Source organism: Streptomyces sp. NPDC096205, assembly GCF_044763135.1.
Taxonomy (GTDB): Bacteria; Actinomycetota; Actinomycetes; order Streptomycetales; family Streptomycetaceae; genus Streptomyces.
The window spans coordinates 16,181-40,554 of the sequence record NZ_JBIWFS010000015.1; the positions used below are offsets into that span (position 1 = coordinate 16,181).

Here is a 24,374-nt window from a genome sequence, read left to right on the forward strand (position 1 = left end):
CCTACGCCGTGAGCTGCCGGACCGGGCTTCCCGCGAGGAACGCGGTGATGTTCTGAACGGCCTCGGTGAAGAAGGTGCGGTAGTTGCCCTCGGTGACATAGCCGAGGTGCGGGGTGGCGAGGACGTTCGGCAGGGTGCGCAGGGGGTCGTCGGCGGGCAGGGGCTCGGTGTCGAAGACGTCGAGTCCGGCGCCGGCGATCCAGCCCTCGCGCAGGGCGCGCAGCAGCGCGGTGCGGTCGACGACGGCGGCGCGGGAGGTGTTGACCAGGTACGCGTGCGGCCGCATGGCACGCAATTCGGGTTCGCCGAGCAGCCCGCGCGTGCGGTCGGACAGCACCAGGTGCACGGACACGAAGTCGCTGCGACGCAACAAGTCCTCCTTGTCCGCGGCGAGTTCGGCGCCCGCCTCGGTAGCCCGTTCGGCGGTGAGGTGCTGGCTCCAGGCCAGCACGTCCATGCCGAACGCCTGGGCGATACGTGCCACGCGGCCGCCGATCCTGCCGAGTCCCAGCAGACCCAGGGTGCGGCCGTGCAGGTCCTGGCCGACGGTGGACTGCCAGGGGCCGCCCTCGCGCAGGGCGCGGTTCTCGGCGGTCACCTGCCGGGCGAGGCCCAGCAGCAGCGCCCAGGTCAGCTCCACGGGCGGGGTCGCGCTGCTCGCCGTACCGCAGACGGTCACTCCGGCGGCGGCCGCGGCGGCGACGTCGATGGAGGCGTTGCGCCGGCCGGTGGTCACCAGCAGCCGCAGGCGGGGCAGCCGGCTCAGCAGCTCTGCGTCGAAGGGGGTGCGCTCGCGCATCGCGACGACGATCTCGCAGTCCACCAGCGCGGCCACCAGCTCGTCGCGGTCCGCGAGGTGCTCACGCAGGACGCGGACCTCGGCCTTTCCGTCGAGCGGGCTCCAGTCGGCCATGCGCAGGGCGGCGTCCTGGTAGTCGTCCAGTACCGCGCAGCGGAGGGTCATACGGGCTTCCTGTCCGTGGTCGGTCCGCCCGTGGGACGCGGGCGGAGACGGGCATGTGGTCGTGGACGGGCACGACAGGGGCGCGCCCCGGGTGCACGATAGGTGACGTGGCCGACTATCTGCTGTCCCTCAGCGAACCGGAGATCGCGCGCTACCGGCTGATGGCCGAGGCCGCCGAGCGCCGCGAACGTGATCTGTGGCGGGCCGCCGGGGCGGTGCCCGGCGCGCGGATCGCCGATGTGGGGTGCGGTCCGGGCGCGATCTCCCTACGGCTGGCCGGCCTGGCCGGTCCGGAGGGTGCCGTGTGGGCCGTGGACCGGGACGAGGGCGCCCTCACGACCGCCTCGGCCCTCGCCGAGCGGGCCGGGGTCGCGGTGCACACGCTCGCCGGCGACGCCGTCGCGACCGGGTTGCCCGCCGGGACCTTCGACCTGGTGATGCTGCGGCATGTGCTCGCGCACAACGGCGGCCGGGAGCAGGCCGTCGTCGACCATCTGGCCACCCTGGCGCGGCCGGGCGGCGGTGCGGTGTACCTGGTCGACGTCGACATGCGCGACTTCCGCGTGCGCGGAGCCCCCGAGGTCCTGCTGGACCTGGAGGACCGCTACCGCGAACTGCACCGGCGCCGCGGCAACGACCTCACCGTCGGCAGCCGCCTCGACGAACTCCTCACCGCCGCCGGCCTCGAAGTCGCCGCCTACGAGGGCCACATCGAGGTCGTCACACCCCCGCCCGGCATGCGCGGCCCCGCCTGGGCGGCCCGCGACGCCCTCGTCGCGGAGGGTCTGGCGGGACCGGAGGAACTCGCCCGCTGGGACGAGGCGTTCCGTCGCATGGAGCGGGACCCGGGCGACATCCGCGTCTTCGCCGCCCACTTCGTGGCGTACGGCCGCCGCCCCTGACCCGGAACCCCTCACCGCTCCTCGGGCCCGTACAGCGCGCTGTCCGCTCCGGTGGCCCAGGCCCAGTACCGGTCGCCGTAGGACCAATGCCACCACTCGGTCGGGTAGTTGACCAGCCCGGCCGCGGTGAGCGCGGCCGCGAGCATACGGCGGATGGCACGCGCCTCCGGCCCGATACCCGGGGCGTCGGTGCAGCAGGCGCCGTCGCTGTCCTCGGGGCTCGCGTTCATCCTTGTGCCCAGGTCGAGTTCGCGCCCGTCGGCGGACAGGAGGGTCAGGTCCACGGCGGCGCCCGCGCTGTGGGGAGCGTTTCCTGCGCAAGGCGGCGTAGGGCTGTCCCCCGTTCCGGGCTTGGGGTGGGCCGGATCGTTTCCCGTGGGAAGCGAAAATAGCGTGGGGCCATGACCTCGACTCTGCGTAAGCGCCTCGCCGTCGCCATCGGTGTCGCCATGCTGTTCACCGCCGGGGCGACCAGCGGCGTCGCTCGGTCCGCGGGTGCCTCTCCTGCTGAGCAGTTGCGCCGGGACACCGCAGCGATCCATGCCCTCGGGGTCAGCGGGGTGCAGGCTCGCGTGATCGGGCCCGACGGCCGGCAGTCGGTCGCCACCAGCGGTACCGCCGACCTCGGCACCGGCCGACCGGTGCCCGCCGACGGCTACTTCCGCATGGCCAGCACGTCCAAGACGCTGGTCGCCACCGTGGTCCTCCAACTGGAGGCGGAGGGCAGGCTGTCCCTCGACGACACGGTCGACCACTGGCTGCCGGGCGTGGTCCGGGGCCACGGCAACGACGGCAGGCGCATCACCGTCCGCCAACTGCTCCAGCACACCAGCGGCATCCACGACGACCTGCCCGGATACACCACGCCGGAGGAGTACTACGAGCAACGCCACGACCTCTACAGCGCCGAGCAGTTGATCGCCCGCGCCATGGCCCACGCACCCGACTTCCGGCCCGGCAAGGGCTGGGCGTACTCCAACACCGGCTACGTCCTGCTCGACCTGATCGTCCAGAAGGCCACCGGCCGACCCGCCCACCAGGAGATCGAGGACCGCATCCTTCGCCCGCTCGGCCTGCACGGCACCAGGTGGATGGGCGTCTCGCCCGGCCTCCCCGAGCCTCACGCCCGGGCCTACCAGCTCTTCGGCCCCGACGCCCGGGTGGACGTCACCGACCAGATACCGGTGGGCCACGAGAACCTCTCGTGGGTCACGACCACGCGGGACGAGAACGTCCTCCTCCGCGCCCTGCTAGGCGGCCGACTGCTCCCGGCACGGCAACTTGCCGAGATGCGGCAGACCGTCGCCGTCAGCGCGGACGTCCAACAGCTCTGGCCCGGCGGCCGCTACGGTCTCGGCCTGGTCGAACGCCCCCTCACCTGCGGAGGAACGTACTGGAGCCATGAGGGCGGGGACGGCGGCTACATCACCCTCAACGGCGTCACCGACGACGGCAGGCGCAGCGCCGTGGTCTCCATGTCCGAGGCCCGCGGCGACACCCCGCACCACATCCTGGAACAGGAGAACGCGGCCAGTGCCCTCATCGACCACGCGTTGTGCGCCGGGGCCCGCAGGACCTAGGGCCTGTCGTTTGGATCATGCCGGCGTCGCGGGGCCTGGCACGCACTCCCCCACTGCCTTAAGGGCGTGGGGGGACCCCCAGCGGCGTTGTCGTCGGTTGCCGACTCCCCCACGCTCGAATCGAGCTCGCGCGGGGGGACCCCCATCGCGTCGACTCCCTCCTCCGCCTTGCAGCTGCACGCACCAGACCCCGCTCGACCCGGCCAAGAAGCGCAGTCCCTATCAGCCGACCTGATCCAAACGACAGGCCCTAGGGCCGGTCTTCCCAGGGCTCGTGGCGCCGCAAAGCCGCATCCTCCGCAATGCCGAGCCGCCGGGCCGCTGCGCGCCTCTCACGGACCTGTGACCAGGTGCGAGGGCGGAATCCAGGGCCGCCGCATCCGCAGGAGTGGAATGTGAGCCCGGCAAGGAGCACCGCTTCCAGGGCCTTCCATGCCTGGCTGTCGCGCCGCGGGGGGACCGCCAGGTCGTACCCGGCGTCGATCATCGGCCGGCGGCAGCGCGGGCAGGGATGCTCACGAGGCGGCGTCCCGTTCTGCTTGTACGACGAACGACACGCCAGGCAGACGTAGTGAACCTTGTAGGGCATCGCATACCGGCACATGCCCACAGGCTATTGCGCCGGGCGCGGCCACCGCTGACATTTCCGGGCGAGGCCCACGGGTCAGGTCCCCACATGCGCCGGCTTCTCGGGCGAAGACCCCCCGGCAGACCGCCCCACGAAGTCCAGGATGTACGGCATCGCCTCCCGCAGCGTGGCGAAGTGGCGGTGCACTCCCGTCACCGGCTCAGCCGTGTTGACGCCCCACACCGTCATCCCGGCAGCCAGTCCCGACCGCACGCCGGACGCGGCGTCCTCGATGACGAGGCAGTCGTGCGGGTCGGCGCCCAGCAGGGCGGCCGCGTGGAGGTAGGGCATCGGTGAGGGCTTGCCCTCCTCGACGGTGGCCGCGTCGACGACCAGGGCGGGGTCGGGCAGGCCGGTGCGCCGGAACCGGCCGCGCACGCGGTGTTCGTAGTTGGAGGTCACCAGCGCCCAGGAGCCGGGCGGAAGTGCGGCAAGGAGTGCGCAGGCGCCGTCGAAGGCCGTGTAGGTGCCGTGGCGGACGTCCTCGTCCTCCAGGTCGTGCAGGGCGGTGAGGCACGTGTCGGGGTCGCGGTCCGGGGCGACTTGGGCGAAGGTCTCGGTCGGGCGGGTGCGCAGCGCCACCGCGTGGACCTCTTCCGGGTCGAGCCCGTACCGCCGTGCCCAGGTGTGCCACACCCGGCGCTGGTTGGCGACGGCGTCGATCAGGGTGCCGTCGACGTCGAACAACACGTACCTCGGGCGGGTCGCCCCCATGGCTGCGTCTCTCACGGGCCGATCATGTCAGGGGCTTCGCGAGGGCGGCCCTCCGCACCCCTGGGGAACTCGCGGGTGGCGGCCGGCCTGGCCCCTGATGCCCCACAGGAAGCGCCGGCCGAAGCCTTGACGCCCCACAAGAAGCGCCGGCCGAACCCCGGTTGCCCCACAGGAAGCACGCACACCTCTTGACGTGCCCACGGCAGCGTTCCTAGCGTAGCAAGCGCTTTCCCTCTCGTGTGTCTTGAGCCCGCACCTCACCCGCCTGCACCCCAGGCGACCACGGAGAAGGACGAGGACCCCTTCATGAAACCGATGTCATCGCTGTCGCTGCTGGCATGCGCCGGCCTGGCGCTCGGCGCCGTCGTGGCGCTGCCCGGCGCCGCCGCGACGGCCGCCCCGACCCGCTACGAGGCCGAGAGCGCGCCCGCTGTCTGCGACGGCACCATCGACACCAAGCACGCCGGATACTCCGGCACCGGCTTCTGCGACGGCCGCAACGCCACAGGCGCCGCACTGCAGTTCACCGTGAACGCCGCCGAGGCCGGCACCGCGACCCTGTCGGTCCGGTTCGCCAACGGCACGACCACCGCCCGGCCCGCGACCCTCACGGTGAACGGCACCTCCGCCGGAACGCCGTCGTTCGAGGGCACCGGCACCTGGACGGCATGGACGACGAAGACACTCACCGTGCCGGTCGTCCAGGGCAGCAACACCATCCGGTTCAGCTCCACCACGGCGGCCGGCCTGCCCAACATCGACTACCTCGAGGCCGAGGTCAGCGGCACCACCACCCCGCCTCCGACCGGCAGCGCGCTCTACGTCGCCCCGAACGGCACCGACGGCGCGGCCGGCACGGCGGACGCCCCGACCACGCTCACCTCCGCGATCAGCCGCGTCGCCTCGGGCGGCACGATCTACCTGCGCGGCGGCACGTACAACCAGGCCACCACGGTCACGATCCCGGTCGGCAAGAACGGCACCGCTTCCGCGCGCACCACGCTGGCCGCCTACCCCGGCGAGACGCCGGTGCTCAACTTCTCGGCGCAGACCGAGAGTTCGTCGAACCGCGGACTCCAGCTGAACGCGTCGTACTGGCACATCCGCGGCCTCGTCGTCCAGCGGGCCGGGGACAACGGCATCTACGTCGGCGGCAGCAACAACGTCATCGAGCGCACGGTCACGCGCTTCAACCGGGACACCGGCCTCCAGCTCGGGCGCATCGCCTCGACCACCCCGAGCAGCGAGTGGCCGTCGAACAACCTGATCGTGAGCGCGGAGTCGCACGACAACGCCGACTCCGACGGCGAGGACGCCGACGGGTTCGCCGCGAAGCTCACCACCGGCCCCGGGAACGTGTTCCGCTACGCCGTCGCCCACAACAACATCGACGACGGCTGGGACCTGTACACCAAGCCGGACACCGGCCCGATCGGCCCGGTGACCATCGAGGACTCGCTGTCCTACAACAACGGCACCCTCAGCGACGGCTCCCAGGCCGGTGCCGGTGACCGCAACGGCTACAAGCTCGGCGGCGAGGACATCGCCGTCAACCACGTCGTGCGCCGCAGCATCGCCTACCGCAACGGCAAGCACGGGTTCACCTACAACAGCAACCCCGGCTCGATGGCGGTCTCCGGCAACGTCAGCGTCGACAACGGCGAGCGCAACTTCAACTTCGACGCAGGGACCTCGGTGTTCCGCGGCAACACCTCGTGCCGCAGCGCCAGCGGCACGAACGACCGGATCGTCGGCGACGCCGACAGCTCGAACCAGTTCTGGTCCGGCTCGAACGGCTCCCGGTGCACGACGTACGCCGGTGCCCTCGGCTGGTCCTTCGCCTCGGACGGCCGGCTGGCGGTGACCTTCGGCGGCCGCCCGGTCACGCTGTAGGACCGGCACCTTTAGCTCCCGGGCGGCCTCTCCACCCCACAGGCAGGGGCCGTCCGGGCCTCGGCACGTCCCTGAACAGGCAGACTGTACGGATGAGCGAATATCGCCCGGTGGACCGGGAACCTGCGCCCGAGCGGTACGGGCGCCTGCGTGTGCGTACCGACGATCTCGGCCCCGCCGAGTGGATCGGCAAGGGCCCCGCCGGGGCCGGGGCGTTCGGGACGGTGGCGGGTGTCGCCGCGCCCGGGTTCGCCGCGTACGCGCGGGTGCTGCATCCGGCGGAGCTCGACGAGCGGCCGGTGCGGTGGGACACCGTGGCCGCCGCGTACGGGCGGGAGGTGGCGCCGCTCACCGACTGGCACGAGGTGATCGGCATGGACCGCGACTACCACAACGCCGACGAGTACGGGCTGCCGGGCGTCTGGGACGAGCATGCCTGGGAGGGGCCGACGCCGCCCGTCGTCGCGCAGGCCCTGATCCCGATCCTGGCGCGGCACACCGGGACGCCGGAGCAGTGCTGGTTCGGGCTGTGGGCCGGCTACGGGCGATGGGAGTGGGAGGGCGTGCCGACCTTCCCGACGCCCGGCCGGGACGAGGTGCTGCTGTCCGGGCCGCTCGCCGACGCCGTGTCCCCGCTGACCCTGGACGAGTTCGCCGAGCTGCCGGATCTGTGGTGGCCGCAGGACCGAGCCTGGTGCGTGGGCGGTGACGTCGACCTGGTCAGCTCCTACGTCGGCGGCTCCCCCGCACTGATCGCCGACCTTCTGGCCTCGCCCGACCTGGAGGCGCACCCGGTCGGGCCGGGCGACCGGGTGGGCTGACCGGGCCCGTGCCCGGCCGACAGGGTGCCGGCCGGGCGCCTTGAGCATCAGGGACGCAGCGGTCCCTCGCAGCGGTAGTCCGAGGTGCCCGCGCGGCCCGAGGACCAGAGGGTGACCTCACCGAAGGAGCAGTTCATGTCGGCGAGGTTGTTCACCCCGCGCAGGCTCCGGTCGAGGAGGAAGTAGTCGACGGTCTCCGCCATGTCGGCGAACACCCGGTCGGCACTGCCGGCGTCCGTGAGGTTCGCGGTGATCCTGCCGGTGCAGACGAAGCGCGGACGGTCCGTGCTGCCGCCGGCGGCGCACTCCGGTGTCGTGTACGTGGTGGCCGCGAACGACGACCGTACGTCGGCGACGGTGGCGGCGCCCAGTTCACCGAGCGGTGTGTGCCGGGTGGCGGGCACGAACAGGTCGTCGACGTGGGCGATCTGCTCGTCGAGGAAGGCGTCGTAGGCCCGCTGGAGCGCCGTGTCCCGGCCCAGCCGGTCGCGCCAGGCGTCGAAGGCCGCCGGGTCGTCGGCGCGCAGGTGCCGGTACATCTCCTTGAGCTGGGCAGGGTGTTCGAGCCACAGGAAGCTGAAGAACGTGCCCGCGTACGAGTAGAAGCGGAAGCCGTCGCCGTCGTAGGTGGCGTGCAGGAGCTGGTCGACGCTCATGCGGGGGCCGCCGTTCGCGGTGTCCCGGATGATGCCGCGGACCAGGGACGCGCGCACCTTGACGCCGTCGTCGCGGGTGGCGCCGGCGAAGAACTCGGCGGTGCCCTCGTCCATGGCGGTGGTGCGGTCGCCCTGGTACCAGGAGCCCTCGCCGAACAGTCCGGGCACGGCCCATCTGCCGTTCAGATAGTGGGTGTACTCGTGGCGGAACAGTTCCTCCAGGGTGAGCGAGGAGTCCTGCGGCACCCGGCGCTGGTACGTGTAGAAGGTCGCGCCGCGTTCGATGTAGATGCCGCCGTTCTCGGTGCCCATGCCGGTGAGCAGCGGGTGGAAGTTCTCGTAGTCGGCGCGTGAGGCGTACAGGACGATGTTCAGGGTGGTGTTGGTGTCGCCGCGCAGTGGCTCCAGCGTGCCGAGGACGCGGTGGAACTGGGCCTTGACCTGCTTGCTCGCGTAGTACAGCTGGTCGACGGTGGCCCGGTCCAGGCCGGTGCGCACCCGCATGGCGTCGCCGCGGACGTCGGTGCCGTAGGCGAAGGTGTAGGGGAAGAGACGGCGTTCGATGTCGGCCCGGCACACGCGGTACGGCGTGCAGGCGTCGAACTCGATCAGCCAGCTCGCGACCTTGGCCCAGGGGGCGCTGCGGTCGCCGAAGGTGCGGGCCGTGGTGTCGAGGAGGGCGCCGAGGCCGGTGACGGTCTCGCTGCGGAGCCGGTCGATCTGCCCGAAGCGGCCGTACTCGCCGAGCGCGTCGCGCACGACCCAGGCGTTGGGCCGGTCCTTGAGGTGGGTGTACGTCGCGAAGGTGCGGAAGGCGGCCCGGTAGGAGGGGTCGGCGACGACGGCGTCGTGGAAGGCGGTGTCCCGGTTGCCGGGGTAGACGCCGAGGTAGTTCAGGGAGAGCGCGGCGAGCGCGGCACCGGCCCAGCTGGTGTCCTGGGCAGTGACGCGGTCGGGACCCATGGTGGCCAGGACCCGTTTCACCAACGGGAGTTGGTACTGGCGCAGGCCCGGGGCACTGGCCGCGTAGAGGGCCTCACGGAGGGTTTCGGCGTTGGTGCGGGTGGCGTCGAAGGTGCGCGGGGCTACGCCGAAGGCGTCGACGGCCTGGCGCATCGCCGCGACGGTCGGGGCGTCGGTGACGTCGATCTCGGGGCGCGAGAAGTCGTGGTAGGCCACCGCGTGGAGATAGGTGAACAGCTCCAGCAGATGCCTGCTGTCGGTGCCGTCGTGGCCCGGGGCGAGGGTCGCGGCCCGCCGGGAGACCGCCTGGACGTGCGCGTCGGACATGACGGGCGCCAGGCGTCCGTCCCAGGTCCAGATGAGGGTGCGCAGACAGCCGTCGGCCGTGACGGCCGGGTCGGTGAGGAAGTCCGCGAACCGTTCGGGCGTCAGCCCGGTCACCCCGTCGAGGGTGCAGGTTGCGAGAGCGCGGGCGGTGCTCCCGCGCAGGGCGGTCGTGGCGCCGCGGACGCGGCCGTCGGCCCGGGCGCCGCCGGGTGCGGTCGGCCGCAGGGCGCTGATCCTGGGCGCTTCGGTCAGGTGCTCCACATGGTCGCGGTCGCCGTAAGGGGCGGGCGCTGAAGGGGAGTTGGCGGCGGTCGCCGCGTGCCCGCTGGGCAGGCCCGTGAGGCCGACGGCCAGGGCCGTCGAGACCGTGAGCAGGGATATGCGCCGCCATCTGCCGAGGGGGCGAGAGGTGTGCCGGGTTCTCGTGAGGAACACCGATGACTCCTGTGGGGAGTGGGGTGAATGGGGGGGTTGCGATGGCGCCGCCGCGGGGGAAGATCGCCGCGCTGAACGGGCGGAACCATGTGATGCGTAACGTAGTAATGTGAAATTGCACTGACAACCCCCGTGCACGGACACGTCATATGACGAGACGTCAGTTCAGGCGACTCGGCACATCGGTTCGTGGCCACCCTTGGCAGCCCCAGTGCAATGTGAAATATTACTGAGGTGCCCACGAGACACTCTGCGGATCTCATCGTGGTCGGAGCGGGTGTGGTCGGCGCGGCCTGCGCCTTCTACGCCGCCCGCGCCGGCCTCAGCATCACCGTCGTCGACCGCGGCCCCGTCGCCGGCGGGACCACCGGGGCGGGCGAGGGAAACCTCCTCGTCTCCGACAAGGAACCCGGCCCCGAACTCGACCTGGCCCTGCTCTCCTCCCGTTTGTGGCGCGAACTCGCCGATGTGCTGCCGTCGGCCGTCGAGTACGAGCCGAAGGGCGGCCTGGTCGTCGCCGACGGCGACAAAGGCCTTGCCGCCCTGCGGGAGTTCGCCGACCGGCAGCGCGCCGCGGGCGTCACCGCCGACGACGTCCCCGCCGACCGGCTCGCCGAGCTGGAACCGCACCTGGCCCCCGATCTCGCGGGAGGCGTCCACTACCCCGAGGACGCCCAGGTACAGCCCGCCCTCGCCGCGGCCCATCTGCTGCGCGCGGTCGGGGACCGGGTGCGGCTCCGGCTCGGCGAGGAGGTCACCGCCGTGCTCACCGGCCCGGACGGCGCGGTGCGGGGCGTGCGGACGCCCGCGGGTGAACTCCATGCCCCGTACGTCGTGAACGCGGCGGGCACCTGGGGCGGGGAGGTGGCCCGGATGGCGGGGGTCACGCTGCCGGTGCGGCCCCGGCGGGGGTTCGTCCTGGTCACCGAGCCGCTGCCGCGCGTGGTGCGGCGCAAGGTGTACGCGGCGGACTATGTCGCCGACGTGGCCAGCGACTCGGCGGCGCTGCAGACCTCGGCCGTCGTCGAGGGCACCCCGGCGGGGCCGGTGCTGATCGGGGCGAGCCGGGAGCGGGTCGGCTTCGACCGCACCGTCTCCGTGGAGGCGCTCGGGCGTCTGGCCGCCCAGGCGGTACGGCTGTTCCCGGTGCTCGGCTCGGTGCGCGCGATCCGCACGTACGCCGGGTTCCGGCCCTACCTCCCCGACCATCTGCCCGCCATCGGTGCCGACCCCCGCCGGCCCGGCCTGCTGCACGCCTGCGGCCATGAGGGCGCGGGGATCGGGCTGGCTCCGGCGACGGGGCAGGTGATCGCGGCGCTGGTCGCCGGGGGTGAACTCCCCCTGGATGCCGGTCCGTTCAGGCCGGAGCGATTCGGGACGACCGTATGCGAATGACCCTTGGTGCCCCTTCAGGAAGTGACCTTTCAGGAAAGGAGGCCCGTGATGGCGCGTGACCGCAGTCCGGCCGAACTCGTCGGCGCGGCACCGGAGTCCGGGTTCGAGATCACCTTCGACGGCCGGCCCCTCGCCGCCCTCCCCGGGCAGTCCGTGGCCGCCGTGCTCTGGGCGGCGGGTGTGCTCGCCTGGCGGACCACGCGGGTGGGCGGCCGGCCGCGGGGCGCGTTCTGCGGCATCGGGCACTGCTACGACTGCCTGCTGACGGTCAACGGCCGCCCGAACCTCCGGGCCTGTCTGGTCCCGGCCCGCCCCGGCGACGCCGTCACCACCCAGGAGGGACACGGTCATGCCGACCTCGCCGTCTGACCCCGTGTACGACCTGGCGGTGATCGGTGCGGGCCCCGCGGGACTCGCGGGCGCGGTCACGGCGGCCGAACTCGGGCTGGGCGTCGCCCTGTTGGACGCGAGCGCGCAGACCGGCGGCCAGTACTACCGGCACCCCTCCCCCGGCCTCGGCGCCGCCCGCCCCGAGGCCATGCACCACGGCTGGCGGACGTACGCCGACCTTCGCGGCCGCCTCGGCGAGAGCGCGGTGGACCATCTCCCGAGACACCAGGTGTGGACGGTGGCCCGTGAACCGGACGGCTTCGCGGTGCACGCGATCGCCGACGACGACCGCCCGGTCACCGTGCGGGCCCGGACGGTGCTGCTCGCCACCGGGGCGTTTGAGCGTCAACTCCCCTTCCCTGGGTGGACCTTGCCGGGTGTCGTCGGGGCGGGCGGGGCGCAGGCCCTGCTGAAGTCGGGCCTCGTGCTGCCCGGCCGCCGGGTCGTCGTCGCGGGCAGCGGCCCGCTGCTGCTCGCCGTCGCCGCGTCGCTCGCCTCGGCCGGTGCGCGTGTCCCGGCGCTGGTGGAGGCCTCCGGTTACCTGGGCTACGCCCGCCGTCCGCACCTGCTCACCGCGGGCAAGCTCGCCGAGGCCGCGCCGCACGCCCTGGCCCTGCTCCGGCACCGGGTCCGGGTGCGCACCCGCAGCGCGGTGACGCAGGTGCACGGCACGGACCGGGTGGAGGCCGTCACGGTGTCGCGGCTGGACCACGACTGGCGGCCCGTACGGGGGTCGGGCCGCCGCATCGACTGCGACGCGCTCGCCGTGGGGCACGGCCTGGTCCCGCACATCGACCTGGCCACCGCACTGGGCTGTACGACCCGCCGTACCCCGGACGGCACCCACGCGCTCGCCCTCGACGACCAACAGGAGACCTCCGTGCCCGGCCTGTGGGCCGCGGGCGAGACCGGCGGCGTCGGCGGGGTGCATCTCGCCCTGCTGGAGGGCGAGCTCGCCGGAGCCGCTGCCGCCGCCCGGGTCGGCGGCCGACCCCTTCCCGAGTCCCGGCTACGGCGGCTGCGGCGCGGGCGGGCCCGGCTGCGGGCCTTCGCCGCACTGATGGCCGCCGTACACGCGCCGCGTCCGGGCTGGACCGGCTGGCTCGACGACGCCACGGACGTGTGCCGCTGCGAGGAGGTCACCGCCGGACGTATCCGCGAGGCGGTCACCGAGCAGGGGGCCGGTGACGCCCGGACGGTCAAGCTGCTGACGCGCGCGGGCATGGGCTGGTGCCAGGGCCGAGTGTGCGGCACGGCCGTCGCCTGCCTCGCGGCGGGCTCGGGCCTGCCGGCCTCGTCCGAACGACGCCCGCTGGCCGTGCCTGTACCCCTCGGAGCGCTCGCCGCGCTCGCCGAACCACCCACGCCGGACGGACCCGGCACATAGCCCGCAGTACCCGCAAGCCACTCCCTCAGAGAAAGGTTCCCCGATGAGCACCACCGCCTCCTGGAACGCCGACCGTCCCTGGCGCGGCATCATGGTCGCCACCGCGCTCCCCCTGCGCGAGGACCTCTCCGTCGACTACGACGCCTATGCCGGGCATGTGCGCCGGCTCGTGGCGAGCGGCTGCGACGGAGTCGTGCCCAACGGCTCGCTCGGCGAGTACCAGACCCTCACCGACCGGGAGCGGGCCCAGGTCGTCCGTACCGCCGTGGAGGCCGCGGGCGACGGGGCGCGCGTGATGCCGGGTGTCTCCGCGTACGGCAGTGCCGAGGCGCGGCGCTGGGCCGACCAGGCCGCCGAGGCGGGCTGCGGCAGCGTGCTGCTCCTGCCGCCGAACGCCTACCGGGCCGACGAGCGGGCGGTGACCGCGCACTACGCCGAGGTCGCGCGCGCCGGACTGCCCGTCGTCGCCTACAACAACCCCATCGACACCAAGGTCGACCTCACGCCCGAGCTGCTGGCCCGGCTGCACGCCGAGACGGGGATCGTGGCCGTGAAGGAATTCTCCGGCGATGTGCGCCGGGCCTACCGGATCGCCGAACTCGCCCCCGAACTCGATCTGTTGATCGGCGCGGACGACGTGCTGCTCGAACTGGCCGTGGCCGGCGCGGTCGGCTGGATCGCCGGCTACCCCAACGCCTTCCCGGAGGCCTGTGCCCAGCTCTACGACGCGGCCGTCGCCCGCGACCTGGACACCGCGCTGCCGCTGTACCGGTCGCTGCACCCGCTGCTGCGCTGGGACTCCAGGACCGAGTTCGTGCAGGCGATCAAGCTGTCCATGGACATCGTCGGCGTGCCCGGCGGCTCCACCCGGCCGCCGCGGATGCCGCTGCCCGAGGCGTACGAGGCCGAGATCCGCGCGGCCACCGAGAAGGCCGTCGCCGACGGTCACCGTTGAGGCAACCGGACCCACTGAAAGGGGCGTTCGTGCGCACGCGTCATGTCTTCCACGCCGTCGACTCGCACACCGAGGGCATGCCCACCCGTGTCATCACCGGCGGTGTCGGGGTGGTGCCCGGCGCCACCATGGCCGAGCGGCGCCGCCACTTCGCCGAGCATCTGGATCACCTGCGCACCCTGCTGATGTACGAGCCGCGCGGGCACGCCGCGATGAGCGGGGCGATCCTGCAGCCGCCCACCCGGCCGGACGCCGACTACGGGGTGCTGTACATCGAGGTGTCCGGCCTGCTGCCGATGTGCGGGCACGGCACGATCGGGGTCGCGACCGTGCTGGTGGAGACCGGCATGGTGCAGGTCACCGAGCCCGTCACCACCGTACGGCTGGACACTCCGGCGGGGCTGGTCAGTGTGGACGTACAGGTCGAGGACGGGGCCGCGAAGGCGGTCACCCTCACCAATGTGCCGTCCTTCTGTGTCGGTCTCGACCGCAAGGTGGAGGTGCCCGGGTACGGCTCGGTGACCTACGACCTCGCGTACGGCGGGAACTTCTACGCCTTCGTGGAACTGGAGGCGCTGGGGCTGCCGTTCGAGCGAGCACGGAAGGAGGAACTGCTGGCAGCGGGGCTGGCGGTCATGGAGGCGGTGAACGCCTCGCCGGACCGGCCCGTGCATCCGGCGCAGCCGGAGATCGCCGGGCTCAAGCACGTGTATCTCGCGGCCCCCGGCTCCGACGCGCGGCGTTCGCGGCACGCGATGGCCATCCACCCCGGCTGGTTCGACCGCTCGCCCTGCGGCACCGGTACGTCGGCGCGGATGGCGCAGCTGCACGCGCGCGGGGAGCTGCCGTTGCACCGGGACTTCGTCAACGAGTCGTTCATCGGTACGGAGTTCACCGGGCGGCTGGTGGAGGAGACGGAGGTGGGCGGGGTGCCGGCGGTGGTGCCGCGGATCACGGGGCGGGCCTGGATCACGGGTACGGCGCAGTACTTCCTCGACCCCGACGACCCGTTCCCCGGCGGGTTTCTCCTCTGAGGGCAACTGCCGTACGACGGCGGCGAAAACAACGTGACATTGTACTCTGGTGATCCGCAGCGGCACGAAGGGAACACCATGGGGCACCTCCAACGCAACCTCGCCACCACCCGCGAGCGGCTGCGCGACCAGGTCGCCCACGCACTGCGTGCCGCGCTGATCTCCGGCGAACTCAAGCCGGGGCAGGTGTACTCGGCGCCCGGGCTCGCGGAGGACTTCGGCATCTCCGCGACGCCCGTGCGCGAGGCCATGCTGGACCTCGCCCGCGAGGGGCTGGTCGAGCCGGTGCGCAACAAGGGGTTCCGGGTCACCGAGGTCGACGAGCGGGACCTCGACCAGTACAGCGAGATCCGCATGCTCATCGAGGTCCCGATGATCGGCCGGATCACCCGCAGCGCCTCCCGTGCGGAGCTTCAGGCGCTGCGGCCGGTCGCCGAGGAGATCGTCGCGGCGGCCCGCGAGCACGACCTGATCGGCTATCTGGAGGCCGACCGGCGGTTCCACCTCTCGCTGCTCGCCCTGGGCGGCAACGACCGCCTGGTCGAGACCGTGGGCGACCTGCGCAAGCGGTCCCGGCTGTACGGGCTCACCGCGCTGGACGCGAGCGACCGGCTCATCCCGTCGGCCGAGGAGCACATCGAGCTGCTCGACCTGATGGTGGCCGGGGACGCGGAGGGCGCCGAGCGCTGCATGAGCCGCCATCTCGGACATGTCCGCTCGCTGTGGGCGGAGGGCGAGCAGAAGGCCGGGAATGCCGCGAAGGCCGCGAAGGCCGTGTGAACAGCCGGGGCGCAGTGATGATGATCACGAGGCGTCCCTCCCGGGGTGCGCCGGGGCACAGGGGTGGCACGGCGGAAGCCTGTTGGCGGTCTTGTGCGCCCCCGAGGGCCGCTTGTCACCGTCGCGTTCCGGGCACTAGTGTCACCACGCCTTGGTGAACGGGAAATCCGGTGCGAAACCGGTGCGGCCCTCGCCACTGTGATCGGGAAGTCCGGCTCCGGCCCTCACGGGCAGCCACTGGGTCCTCGGACCCGGGAAGGCGGAGTTCGGGCGGTGGTACCCGTCAGCCAGGAGACCGGCCAAGGCATGTCAACCATCCACGAGGTGCTGGAGAGGGTCTGCCGGGCCATGCACATAGCCGAGGGTTTTCTTCCTCCGGCGCACGCGATCGCCTGGGGCGTCGCGTCCGCCCCCTTTGTCGTCCACGGAGTGCGCTCACTCACCCGTGAGGTCAAGGAGCACCCCGAGAGCACCCTGCTCCTCGGCGCCTCCGGTGCCTTCACGTTCGTCCTGTCCGCGCTCAAGCTGCCCTCGGTGACGGGGAGTTGCTCCCACCCCACCGGAACGGGCCTGGGCGCCATCCTGTTCCGGCCGCCGATCATGGCGGTGCTGGGCACCATCACCCTGCTGTTCCAGGCCCTGCTGCTCGCGCACGGCGGTCTGACCACGCTCGGCGCCAACGTGTTCTCGATGGCCATCGCCGGCCCCTGGGTGGGCTACGGCGTGTATCGGCTGCTGCGCCGCTACGACGCGCCGCTGATGGTCGCGGTGTTCTTCGGGGCGTTCCTCGCGGACCTGGCCACGTACTGCGTGACCAGTGTGCAGCTCGCGCTCGCCTTCCCCGACCCGAGCAGCGGTTTCCTGGGCGCGCTCGGCAAGTTCGGCTCCATCTTCGCCGTCACCCAGATCCCGCTCGCGGTCAGCGAGGGCCTGCTGACGGTCCTGGTGATGCGGCTGCTCTCGCAGTCCAGCAAGGGCGAGCTGACCCGGCTCGGTGTGCTGGTGACGGGGCCGAAGAGCGAGGCGGTGGCCCGATGAAGCGGAACACCAAGATCAACCTGGTGCTGCTGGCCCTCGTCGCCGCGCTCGCGGTGCTCCCGCTGGCGCTCGGCCTGGGCGACCACAAGAAGGAACCGTTCACCGGTTCCGACTCCGAGGCGGAGACGGCGATCACCGAGATCGACCCGGACTACGAGCCCTGGTTCTCCCCGCTGTACGAGCCGCCGTCCGGCGAGATCGAGTCGGCGCTGTTCGCCCTCCAGGCGGCTCTCGGCGCGGGCGTCCTCGCCTACTACTTCGGGCTGCGCCGCGGCCGCCGGCAGGGTGAGGAGCGGGCGCGCGCGGGGCTGGAGGCCGAGCGCGGGGACGTCCCCGCCGACGACAGCCGCGCCGGCGCCGGGCAGGGCTGACGCGCGCGTGCTGCCCATCGACGTGGCGGCGCACAGCAGCCGCTGGCGCCACCGCCATCCCGTGGACAAGGCCGTGCTCGGCCTGGGTCTGACCGTGCTGGCGATCTCCCTGCCGCCCTGGCCGGGCGCGGCCCTCGTCCTGGTCACGGCGCTGGCCGTGCTGCTGGGGCCGGCGGGTGTGCCGGGCCTGCGGCTGTGGCGTGCGTACCGGGTGCCGCTCGGCTTCTGCGCGAGCGGCGCGGTCACCCTGCTGGTGCAGGTCGGGGGGCCGGACGGCTGGCTCTCCCTGGCCGACGGGGGTGCCGTGCGGGCCGGGGAGCTGATGCTGCGCACCTCGGCGGCCTCGCTCGGCGTCCTGCTGTTCGCGTTCACCACACCCATGTCCGACCTGCTGCCGCGCCTGGTGCGGGCCGGGGTGCCGGCGCCCGTGGTGGACGTGGCGATGGTGACGTACCGGATGAGCTTCCTGCTGCTGGACTCCGTACGGCGCATCCGTGAGGCGCAGGCGGCGCGGCTCGGGCACACCACGCGGGCCGCGACCTGGCGTTCGCTGGCCGGGCTCGGCGCCACCGCGTTCGTCCGCTCCTTCGACCGGGCGGCCCGGCTCCAGTCGGGGCTCGCCGGGCGCGGCTACGACGGCACCCTGCGCGTGCTGGTGCCCGAGGCCCGCGTGTCCGTCCCCTTCACGGCCGGCGCCGTCGGGCTGCTCACCGCCGTCACCGTCCTCACCTTCGTCCTGGAAAGGGTCCTGCCGTGAGCGAGGCCGTGACCGAGCCCCCTGTCGTCGCCCTGCACGGGGTGTCCTTCGCCTACGAGGACGGCCCCGATGTCCTCGACGGCCTGGACTTCGCCGTGCGCGAGGGCCGCGCCCTGGCGCTGCTGGGCCGCAACGGCACCGGCAAGACGACCCTGATGCGGCTGCTGAGCGGCGGACTGCGGCCGCGCGCCGGGCGGCTCACCGTCGAGGGCGAGCCGGTGTCGTACGGCCGCGACGGGCTGACCCGGCTGCGCACGACGGTCCAGCTGGTGGTGCAGGACCCCGACGACCAGCTCTTCGCCGCGTCCGTCGCGCAGGACGTGTCCTTCGGGCCGCTGAACCTGGGCCTGTCCGACCCGGAGGTACGCGCGCGCGTGGCGGAGGCGCTGGCCGCGCTGGACATCACCGCGCTGGCCGACCGGCCCACGCATCTGCTGTCGTACGGGCAGCGCAAGCGCACGGCGATCGCGGGTGCGGTCGCGATGCGGCCACGGGTGCTGATCCTCGACGAGCCGACCGCCGGTCTCGACCCGGACGGCCAGGAGCGGCTCCTGACCACGCTCGACGGGCTGCGCACGAGCGGCACCACCGTGGTGATGGCCACCCATGACGTGGACCTCGCCCTGCGCTGGGCCGACGACGCGGCCCTGCTCACCCCGGCCGGCGTCCACACCGGCCCGGCCGCCACGATGCTCGCCCGCACCGAACTCCTCACCCAGGCCGGCCTGCGCCTGCCCTGGGGCATCGCCGCCACGGACCTCCTCCGCGCACAGGGCCTCCTCCCCGACACCCAGCGGGGCCCCCGCACCCCCGAGGAACTGTCCGCACTGACGCCCGGACCGGCGACGGACGGCTGAGCGCTGCCGATGCTCCAACTGGCTACGCATCACAGGTGAGTTGGCGGCCACTGACCATGTCGTGACGTCTGCCGCGACTCGCCGTCCGCGGCCTGGTGCAACGGCTGACATTTCGGCCTGATCTTGAGTGAACCTCCGTTCCGTGGATCCCGTCTGGCTGTACGACATCGGCCACCGCGGCCGGACGACTCCCCCGGTGGGCGCCGCAGTTGCGGCGTGGGGCCGGGGGGCGTCGGGGCGGGTGGCCGTCGGAGACACGGAGAACGGAGAAGACACTTCATGCGTCTGTCCACCCCCCACAGAGCGACGGCCCGGCGGATCGCCGCCACCGCGGCCGCGACCGGCGCGGCGCTCGCCCTGACCGCCGCGTCCGTCGGCACCTCGCACGCCGCCGACACCTCGGCGGACCGCGGGCGTCCGACCGCGCAGATCATCGGCGGTGTCGCCCAGCCCGACGGCAAGCACCCGTTCATGGCGGCGCTGCTGCAGAAGGGCACGGGCAGCCCGTACGACCGTCAGTTCTGCGGCGGCAGCCTGCTCGCCCCGGACATGGTCATGACGGCCGCGCACTGTGTGCTGGGCACCAAGCCCAAGGAGATCGAGACGGTCGTCGGCCGGACGGTGCTGTCCAAGAAGAACCAGGGCCATCTGCGCCAGGTGACCGACATCGTCGTCCACCCGCGCTACGCCCGGGGCCAGGAGGCGTACGACGTCGCCTTCCTGTTCCTCGACAAGCCCGTCCAGGGCATCGCGCCGGTGCACCTGCCCACCGAGGGCACGGACGCGCTGATCCGCCCCGGCGCCCAGGCCACGGTCATCGGCTGGGGCAACACCAACACCGAGGTGACGAAGTACGCGGACCGGCTGCGCGCGGTGAACGTGCCGATCGTGTCGCACATCGAGTGCAAGGCCACCTACGCGGAGTACGACAAGAAGGTCAACGTCTGCGCGGGCGTCGAGGGCAAGGACTCCTGCCAGGGTGACAGCGGCGGCCCGCTGTTCCGCAAGCTGAAGGGCCGCCAGGGCGTCTACCAGATAGGCGTCGTGTCCTACGGCGACGGCTGTGCCGAGCAGGGCGCCCCGGGCGTGTACACGTACACCGGCTCCCACGAGCTGTGGAAGACGCTGGACGAGTCGGCCAAGGGCAAGCGTGTGAAGCGACTGCTCGGCCGCTGAGCCGCCGGCCTCGGGCGGGGTGGGGCGCTGCTGCCCCGCCCCGCCCGGGGTCAGATGCCGAAGGGCGCCGCGTACCGGACGGTGCCGGCGGGCAGGGGGTGGCCCGTGTCGAGGGCGAGTGCCATGAGGGCCTCATCCGGGACGTCGATGGTCACCCCGATGCCGTGGGCGGAGGCCCGAGTGAAGCCGAACCTCGGGCAGTACGAGGGGTGCCCGAGGACGACGACGTACCGCTCGCCCCGTTCCGCGGCGGCCAGCAAGGCCGCACGGACGGCCGCCGCTCCCGCGCCGGAGCCCTGGTGCTCGGGCAGGACGGCCACCGGACCCAGACACAGGGCCGGTACGTCGCCGATGTGGCAGCGGGTCAGCAGCGCATGGCCGACGGGCGTGCCGTCGGCCCCGGCGGCCACGACGGACAGTCCCTCGATCCACGCCTCGTCGGCCCGCAGCGCGTCGACGAGGTCGGCCTCGAGCGGGGTGTCGAAGGCCGCGAGTTCGATCGCGCGGACGGCGGGGATGTCGGCGTTCGTCTCGGCGCGGGTGATCCAGTCGGTGCTCATGTCAGGTGAGGGTACGGCCGCGAGGCGGCCCGGGCTCACTCGTTCTCCTCCCGCACGACCGGGTCGCCGACGCGTACCAGGCCCGGCCGTACGACGTCCAGGTAGACGCCGACGCAGGACAGCCGGCCCAGGCTCAGCACGGGAACCCGGTGCTCGCGGGCGACCGCGCGCATCAGGGCGGGGTCGGGCGGGAGGGTCCCGTGCGCCAGGGTGGGGACCACACAGCGCGGGGTCGGCACGGTGACCCGTACGACGGCGGTGCCGATGCGCAGCCGGGCGCCGATCCAGGCGTCCTCGGCGAAGCCCGGCTCGTCCGGGGTGGCGACGACGAGGTTGGGCCGGAAGCGCCGCGCGTCGGCGTCGCCCGAGGGGTGCGCGGCCCGCAGGCGGGCCAGCGTGGAGGTGGTGACCAGGTGGACCCGGCCGAAGTCGAAGAAGGTGCCGGGGGCGACGCCGCCGGAGGTGACGAGGGCGCCGGAGTCATCGGGTCGGGCCGTCTCGCGCAGCCGCTCGGGGATGCCGCCGGGGTAGTCGGGGACGGCCCGCTCCAGCCGGTGCCCCTGAGGGTCCGGGGCCTGGGCGAGCGTCACCTCGCGGCCCAGCAACTTGCTCAGGGCCGCGTCGAGTTCGGGGTCGCCGACCGCCAGGGCGGTGCCGTCCGGGAGGTGGACCCGTACCGTTCCGCCGTGCAGCAGTTCACTGCGGCAGGCGAGCAACGGGCCCCACTTGCGGGGGTGTTTGGCGCTGCCGATCGCGCCGGTCGCGTCCAGCACCGCGACCGTGCGGTCGCCGTTCAGTCCGTGCTCGCCGAGCCCCATGCCGGACAGGGTCTCGCCCAGCATGGATTTCACCGGGTAGCGGTGGATCGCCTCGACCGTTCCTGCCGACATGTTTGCTGTTCCCCCTGTGCGGTCGCCTTACGGGCCGGAGGGGATCGTAGACCACGCGCCCCCCGTGAGAGGGGCGCGTGCCGGTGGCCTCAGCGGGTGGCGCGTACCGCGTCACGGATGAGGGAGGCGACCTGCTTCGGCTCGGAGACGGCCACCGCGTGGGACGCGCCGTCGAGTTCGACGACGGTCGCCCCGGCGCGCTTGGCGGCGAACCGCTGCACCTCGGGGTTGATGGCCCGGTCGGCTCCGGCGACCAGCGCCCAGGACGGCTTGGTCCTCCAGGCGACAGCGGCGGCGGTCTCCTCGAACGCGGCGGCGGCGAGCGGGCGTTGGGCGACCGCCAGGACCTCGGTGACGTCCGCGGGCACGTCGGCGGCGAAGACCGAGGGGAACGCGTCCTGGGCGATGGTCACCTCGACGGCCGGCTCCCCGCCGGGCACCGGGTAGGTCCACTGCTGGAGGTTCTCCGCCAGCGGGGAGAGCGGGAAGCGGCCCTGGAGCTCACCGAGGCTCTCGCCCTCCTCCAGCACGTACGCGGCCACGTACACCAGCCCGACGACGTTCTCGGTGGTGCCGGCGACGGTGATGAGCGCGCCGCCGTAGGAGTGGCCGACGAGCACGACCGGGCCGTCGATCTGGGCGGCGACGGAGGCGATGTAGGCGGCGTCGGAGGCGAGGCCGCGCAGCGGGTTGGGCGGGGCGATCACCGGGATGCCGTGGGAGCGGAGCTCGGCGATGACGCCGGACCAGCTCGCCGCGTCGGCGAAGGCGCCGTGGACGAGGAGGACGGTGGGCGTGGTGGGCTGGGTCATGAGGGTCTCTCCTGGTCAGGCGTTGTGCAGGGCGGTGCGGAGCGTGCCGGCGGCCAGCGTGATGGCGGCCTCGGCGGCGTGGGTCGCGCGCAGGGCGTCGAGCATCACGAAGTCGTGGATGATGCCCTGGAAGCGCACGGCGGTGACGGCGACACCCGCCTCGCGGAGCTTGTTCGCGTAGGCCTCGCCCTCGTCGCGCAGGACGTCGGCCTCGGCCGTGATGACCAGAGCCGGGGGCAGTCCGGTGAGCTGCTCGGTCGTGGCGCGCAGCGGCGAGGCGGTGACCTGGGCGCGCTCGGCCTCGTCGGTCGTGTACTGGTCCCAGAACCACTGCATGCCGTCGCGGCGCAGGAAGTAGCCGGTGGCGAACTGGTGGTAGGAGCCGGTGTCGAAGGAGGCGTCGGTGACCGGGTAGAACAGCACCTGGTGGCGCAGCGGGACGCCGCCGCGCTGCTTGGCGAGCAGGGTCAGCGCGGCCGCCATGTTGCCGCCGACGGAGTCACCGGCGACGGCGAGCCGCGCGCCGTCGAGGCCTCCGGACGGGTCCTGGTCGGTGATCCAGCGCGCCACGGCGAAGTTCTGCTCGACGGCGACGGGGTAGCGGGCCTCGGGCGACAGGTCGTACTCGGGGAAGACCACCGCGGCCTCGGCGCCGACGGCGAGTTCGCGCACGAGCCGGTCGTGGGTGTGGGCGTTGCCGAACACCCAGCCGGCGCCGTGGATGTAGAGGATCACCGGCAGCGGGCCGGTCGCGCCGGCGGGCCTGACGATCCGGGCGCGGACGCTTCCGGTGGGGCCGCCCGGGACGGTGACCCACTCCTCGTCGACCGCCGGCTTGGCGGTGTCGCCGGACTGCACCTCGTCGACGGCCTTGCGGCCCTCGGCGGGCGGCAGGTCGAACAGATACGGCGGATTGGCGGTGGCCTCCGCGAACGCGGCCGCCGCGGGTTCCAGCACCGGCTCGACCGGTCGGATGGCTTCGGACATGGACAACTCCAGGTGTTTCGGTGGTGTCTCGCCTCGCCGATCACGCTAATTCGCCAGGACGGGCGGGAATTGTCCGGCAGTGCACCGGCATCGGTCCGCCAGCGCACTGCGGGGAATCCCGAGTTCGTGGTGCCGTTGTACCGACACGGCCTGTCACCCGGGCGGTCCGCCCGCCGCCTCCCGCCATTCGCGCGGGGACATCCCGTACGTGCTGCGGAAGACCCGGCTGAAGTGGGTGGCGCTGAGGAAGCCCCAGCGGGAGGCGACCGCGGCGATGGTCCGGTTGCCGCGGCCGTGCAGCACCAGTTCCCGACGGCACTCCTCCAGCCTCCGGCGCTGGATCCACCGGCCGACGCTCGTGCCCTGTTCCTGGAACAGCTTGTGCAGATAGCGCACCGAGATGTGATGGGCCCGGGCGATGGACTCCGGGGTCAACTCCGGGTCGCCCAGGTGCAGTTCAACGTACTCGAGGATCTTCGTCACTAGGGGCGACCGGGGCTCGCCCGGCCGCGTGCCCGCCTCCAGGCGCTCCGTGGCGAGGGTGGCCAGCACGTTCACGGCGTTGCGGGCGAGCATCTCGTCCACCGGGCTGCGGGCCATCGCGACGGCATGGGCGAGGTCGGACAGCAGTGGCGACAGCAGGGCACCGAGCCGGGAGGACCGCGGCACGGGCGCGGCGGTCAACCGTGGTACGTCCGCCTCCGCGAGCCCCAGCAGGGCGCTCGGCACGAGGAACACCTTGGCGCGGGCACCCGCCGGGAAGGCCGTGACGGGCGGGCGGTGCAGGTCGTAGAAGCAGACGTCTCCGGGGGCGAGACGAATCCCGGCAGGCGGTGCCGGCATGGCCGCGGGCCGTGCGGTGGCGCCGCGCAGGCCCACGAAGAGGTATTCGCCGCCGTCCCGCACGAGCAGCCGGTGCGGCGGTCCGGCCGGGCCGTCGCGGCGCTCGGCAGGCAGGGCGGCCGGGGCCGGGCCGGTGATGACGATGTCGACGCCCAGGGGCAGACGCCGTATCCGGTTGCGGCCGGGTTCGGCCTCGATCGTGCAAGGGGTGGCCGTCATCCGTCGTCGCCTCCGGGCCGTGCGTGGGTTCGTACTCCCG

23 protein-coding genes, 1 pseudogene and 1 riboswitch are annotated in these 24,374 nt (G+C 73.0%); of the genes and pseudogenes, 15 read left to right on the plus strand and 9 right to left on the minus strand.

Annotation, left to right across the window (positions count from 1 at the left end; genetic code table 11):
* Window position 1: 1 nt before the first annotated feature.
* Complete coding sequence (locus tag ACIQ6Y_RS38675; protein ID WP_404047416.1) at window positions 2–964, minus strand: D-2-hydroxyacid dehydrogenase family protein; 963 nt, start codon at window positions 962–964, stop codon at window positions 2–4.
* A gap of 107 nt (window positions 965–1,071) precedes the next feature.
* Here ACIQ6Y_RS38675 and ACIQ6Y_RS38680 point away from each other — a divergent pair, with 107 nt between their 5' ends.
* Window positions 1,072–1,866, plus strand: coding sequence for a class I SAM-dependent methyltransferase (locus ACIQ6Y_RS38680; RefSeq protein WP_404047419.1), 795 nt, complete (start codon window positions 1,072–1,074; stop codon window positions 1,864–1,866).
* 11 nt (window positions 1,867–1,877) lie between these two features.
* On the opposite strand, the pseudogene ACIQ6Y_RS38685 reads toward ACIQ6Y_RS38680, so the two are convergent.
* Window positions 1,878–2,174, minus strand: a pseudogene (locus ACIQ6Y_RS38685) (M15 family metallopeptidase); the annotation flags it as partial.
* 93 nt (window positions 2,175–2,267) lie between these two features.
* Between ACIQ6Y_RS38685 and ACIQ6Y_RS38690 the strand changes: the two are divergent.
* Entirely contained in the window at window positions 2,268–3,446 is a 1,179-nt protein-coding gene (locus ACIQ6Y_RS38690) for a serine hydrolase domain-containing protein (protein ID WP_404047421.1), read from the plus strand.
* Window positions 3,447–4,110: 664 nt separating this feature from the next.
* On the opposite strand, the gene ACIQ6Y_RS38695 is transcribed toward ACIQ6Y_RS38690, so the two are convergent.
* Window positions 4,111–4,788 (minus strand): HAD family hydrolase, encoded by a 678-nt coding sequence (locus ACIQ6Y_RS38695; protein ID WP_404047717.1) that lies wholly within the window; start codon window positions 4,786–4,788, stop codon window positions 4,111–4,113.
* A gap of 315 nt (window positions 4,789–5,103) precedes the next feature.
* On the opposite strand from ACIQ6Y_RS38695, the gene ACIQ6Y_RS38700 reads away from it, so the two are divergent.
* Both ACIQ6Y_RS38700 and ACIQ6Y_RS38705 read left to right on the plus strand, forming a co-directional pair.
* Complete coding sequence (locus ACIQ6Y_RS38700; protein ID WP_404047720.1) at window positions 5,104–6,681, plus strand: carbohydrate-binding protein; 1,578 nt, start codon at window positions 5,104–5,106, stop codon at window positions 6,679–6,681.
* 92 nt (window positions 6,682–6,773) lie between these two features.
* Window positions 6,774–7,502 (plus strand): hypothetical protein, encoded by a 729-nt coding sequence (locus ACIQ6Y_RS38705; RefSeq protein ID WP_404047423.1) that lies wholly within the window; start codon window positions 6,774–6,776, stop codon window positions 7,500–7,502.
* 47 nt (window positions 7,503–7,549) lie between these two features.
* On the opposite strand, the gene ACIQ6Y_RS38710 is transcribed toward ACIQ6Y_RS38705, so the two are convergent.
* Complete coding sequence (locus ACIQ6Y_RS38710) at window positions 7,550–9,883, minus strand: collagenase (protein WP_404047425.1); 2,334 nt, start codon at window positions 9,881–9,883, stop codon at window positions 7,550–7,552.
* A 234-nt stretch (window positions 9,884–10,117) separates the two neighbouring features.
* Between ACIQ6Y_RS38710 and ACIQ6Y_RS38715 the strand changes: the two genes are divergently transcribed.
* From ACIQ6Y_RS38715 to ACIQ6Y_RS38765, 11 genes are all read left to right on the plus strand, one after another.
* Complete coding sequence (locus tag ACIQ6Y_RS38715; RefSeq protein ID WP_404047428.1) at window positions 10,118–11,278, plus strand: NAD(P)/FAD-dependent oxidoreductase; 1,161 nt, start codon at window positions 10,118–10,120, stop codon at window positions 11,276–11,278.
* A 48-nt stretch (window positions 11,279–11,326) separates the two neighbouring features.
* Window positions 11,327–11,647 (plus strand): (2Fe-2S)-binding protein, encoded by a 321-nt coding sequence (locus ACIQ6Y_RS38720; protein ID WP_404047430.1) that lies wholly within the window; start codon window positions 11,327–11,329, stop codon window positions 11,645–11,647.
* Window positions 11,628–13,055 (plus strand): FAD-dependent oxidoreductase, encoded by a 1,428-nt coding sequence (locus ACIQ6Y_RS38725; protein WP_404047433.1) that lies wholly within the window; start codon window positions 11,628–11,630, stop codon window positions 13,053–13,055. The genes ACIQ6Y_RS38720 and ACIQ6Y_RS38725 overlap by 20 nt, the downstream gene beginning before the upstream one ends.
* Before the next feature lie 43 nt (window positions 13,056–13,098).
* The gene (locus tag ACIQ6Y_RS38730) at window positions 13,099–14,010 is read left to right on the plus strand and encodes a dihydrodipicolinate synthase family protein (RefSeq protein ID WP_404047435.1); all 912 of its coding nucleotides are present in this window, start codon (window positions 13,099–13,101) and stop codon (window positions 14,008–14,010) included.
* A 29-nt stretch (window positions 14,011–14,039) separates the two neighbouring features.
* A complete protein-coding gene (locus tag ACIQ6Y_RS38735; protein ID WP_404047438.1) occupies window positions 14,040–15,044 on the plus strand; it encodes a proline racemase family protein in 1,005 nt (334 codons plus the stop codon).
* 78 nt (window positions 15,045–15,122) lie between these two features.
* A complete protein-coding gene (locus tag ACIQ6Y_RS38740; protein ID WP_404047441.1) occupies window positions 15,123–15,824 on the plus strand; it encodes a GntR family transcriptional regulator in 702 nt (233 codons plus the stop codon).
* Between the two features lie 135 nt (window positions 15,825–15,959).
* A riboswitch (cobalamin riboswitch) is annotated at window positions 15,960–16,143 on the plus strand.
* A 29-nt stretch (window positions 16,144–16,172) separates the two neighbouring features.
* Window positions 16,173–16,862, plus strand: coding sequence for an energy-coupling factor ABC transporter permease (locus ACIQ6Y_RS38745; protein WP_404047723.1), 690 nt, complete (start codon window positions 16,173–16,175; stop codon window positions 16,860–16,862).
* The gene (locus ACIQ6Y_RS38750) at window positions 16,859–17,233 is read left to right on the plus strand and encodes an energy-coupling factor ABC transporter substrate-binding protein (RefSeq protein WP_404047443.1); all 375 of its coding nucleotides are present in this window, start codon (window positions 16,859–16,861) and stop codon (window positions 17,231–17,233) included. Before ACIQ6Y_RS38745 ends, ACIQ6Y_RS38750 begins: the two co-directional genes overlap by 4 nt.
* 7 nt (window positions 17,234–17,240) lie before the next feature.
* Window positions 17,241–17,990 (plus strand): cobalt ECF transporter T component CbiQ, encoded by a 750-nt coding sequence (gene cbiQ / locus ACIQ6Y_RS38755; protein WP_404047446.1) that lies wholly within the window; start codon window positions 17,241–17,243, stop codon window positions 17,988–17,990.
* An 8-nt stretch (window positions 17,991–17,998) separates the two neighbouring features.
* Window positions 17,999–18,847 (plus strand): energy-coupling factor ABC transporter ATP-binding protein, encoded by an 849-nt coding sequence (locus ACIQ6Y_RS38760; RefSeq protein WP_404047726.1) that lies wholly within the window; start codon window positions 17,999–18,001, stop codon window positions 18,845–18,847.
* A 279-nt stretch (window positions 18,848–19,126) separates the two neighbouring features.
* Complete coding sequence (locus ACIQ6Y_RS38765) at window positions 19,127–20,023, plus strand: S1 family peptidase (protein WP_404047449.1); 897 nt, start codon at window positions 19,127–19,129, stop codon at window positions 20,021–20,023.
* Window positions 20,024–20,073: 50 nt separating this feature from the next.
* On the opposite strand, the gene ACIQ6Y_RS38770 is transcribed toward ACIQ6Y_RS38765, so the two are convergent.
* From ACIQ6Y_RS38770 to ACIQ6Y_RS38790, 5 genes are all read right to left on the minus strand, one after another.
* On the minus strand, window positions 20,074–20,583 hold the full coding sequence (locus tag ACIQ6Y_RS38770; protein ID WP_404047451.1) for a GNAT family N-acetyltransferase: 510 nt from the start codon (window positions 20,581–20,583) through the stop codon (window positions 20,074–20,076).
* 35 nt (window positions 20,584–20,618) lie between these two features.
* Window positions 20,619–21,473: an MOSC domain-containing protein gene (locus ACIQ6Y_RS38775; protein WP_404047453.1), complete on the minus strand. Its 855-nt coding sequence runs from the start codon at window positions 21,471–21,473 to the stop codon at window positions 20,619–20,621.
* A gap of 89 nt (window positions 21,474–21,562) precedes the next feature.
* Window positions 21,563–22,285, minus strand: a complete 723-nt coding sequence (locus ACIQ6Y_RS38780) for an alpha/beta fold hydrolase (protein ID WP_404047456.1) — start codon at window positions 22,283–22,285, stop codon at window positions 21,563–21,565.
* A 15-nt stretch (window positions 22,286–22,300) separates the two neighbouring features.
* The gene (locus ACIQ6Y_RS38785) at window positions 22,301–23,272 is read right to left on the minus strand and encodes an alpha/beta hydrolase (RefSeq protein WP_404047459.1); all 972 of its coding nucleotides are present in this window, start codon (window positions 23,270–23,272) and stop codon (window positions 22,301–22,303) included.
* 153 nt (window positions 23,273–23,425) lie between these two features.
* Window positions 23,426–24,334, minus strand: a complete 909-nt coding sequence (locus ACIQ6Y_RS38790; RefSeq protein ID WP_404047461.1) for a helix-turn-helix domain-containing protein — start codon at window positions 24,332–24,334, stop codon at window positions 23,426–23,428.
* Window positions 24,335–24,374: the final 40 nt, after the last annotated feature.